The organism is Gordonibacter pamelaeae 7-10-1-b, assembly GCF_000210055.1.
Lineage (GTDB): Bacteria > Actinomycetota > Coriobacteriia > Coriobacteriales > Eggerthellaceae > Gordonibacter > Gordonibacter pamelaeae.
Genome location: NC_021021.1, coordinates 2,235,082 through 2,236,513 on the forward strand (window position 1 = coordinate 2,235,082; position 1,432 = coordinate 2,236,513).

1 protein-coding gene is annotated in these 1,432 nt (G+C 72.6%); it reads right to left on the reverse strand.

Going from position 1 to position 1,432, the window contains the following annotated elements; all coding sequences use genetic code 11:
- On the reverse strand, nt 1–1,432 hold a 1,432-nt coding region (accD, locus tag GPA_RS16880; RefSeq protein ID WP_083809070.1), incomplete at both ends, for an acetyl-CoA carboxylase, carboxyltransferase subunit beta.

Below are 1,432 nucleotides of genomic sequence, written 5' to 3' on the forward strand. Positions count from 1 at the left end.
GGGATCGACGGCCGCGGCGGCGGAGATGTCAGCGGGCGCCCCGTTCACCTCGAGCGAAGCGCCACCCTCGGCGTCGAAGCCGCCGCGGGCGAGAACCTTCCCCAGGCGCTTTGGCGACACGGCGCCGGAGGCCTTCCGCTCCAGGCGCCCCGCCAGGCCGCCCAGCAGCTGCTGGGCGCGGCGCGGACGCCAGGGGGACGACTCGCCGAACGGCAGGCCGCCCTCGGGCTCCAGCAGGCCGTACGTCACCGTGTTGTACGTGTCGGTGCCATGCTCCAGGTTGTCGCGCACCGTCTGGAAGTCCACGAGGATGGCGCAGTCGCCCGGCTCGTGCGCGCCGCGGTTCGACCTCGCGGTGGCCAGGTGGATGGCCAGCAGGTGAGCGAGCGTCGAGCGCATCTCCGAGCGCTCCACGATGGCGTCGATCAGGCCGTGCTCGAGCGCGAACTCGGCCGTCTGGAAGCCCTCGGGCAGCTCCTGCTTGATGGTGTCCCTGATGACGCGCTGGCCCGCGAAGCCGATGAGGGCGCCCGGCTCGGCCAGGACCACGTCGCCCTGCATGGCGAACGACGCGGTCACGCCGCCCGTGGTGGGGTCGGTGAGCACCGAGAGGTACGGCAGCCCCGCCTCGCCGTGGCGTGCCAGCGCGCACGACACCTTCGCCATCTGCATGAGCGACACGAGGCCCTCCTGCATGCGCGCGCCGCCCGAGGCCGTGAAGATCACGACGGGCAGGCGCTCGTCGGTGGCGCGCTCCACCAGCCGGCACAGCTTCTCGCCCACCACCGAGCCCATGGAGCCCATGAAGAACTGCGACTCCATGATGCCCACGGCCACGCGCAGACCCGCGATGCGGCCCTCGCCCGTGCGCACGGCCTCCTCGAGCCCCGTCTTGGCGCGCTGCGCCGCCAGCTTGCCGCCGTAGCCCGGGAAGCCCAGCGGATCGGTCTCGGGCACGGAGCGGTTCCATTCCTCGAAGCTGCCCGCGTCGAGCGTGTCGTCAATGCGCTCGGCCGACGACATGCGGAAGTAGCCGCCGCACGACGGGCACGTGGAGTGCCCCGATGCGAGGCTCGCCTCGTCGAACGAGAGCCCGCAGCGCTGGCAGGTGCGCCACGTGCCGTCGTCGAGCGGCGGCTTGTCGGTGGAGCAGAGTATCCAGCCGAGGGCCGGCGCGTCCGGGCTCATCGCGCGGAACACGCGCACGCCCCGCGCGGCGGCGCGGGCGAGGAAGCTGTCCACCTCGGCCAGGGGAAGCGCCTCGTCGGAGAGAAGCACCACTGCGGCGCCGCATTCGTCCGCCGCCTGCAGCACGGCATGGCCGTTGCCGAAGAGCGCGTCGGAGTAGCGCTCGCCCAAGCACACCGTGCGCTGAGCCGCCTTGAGGTACCCTTCCCCGCGACGGTCCTGCGTGTACACGGCGCAGGCACAG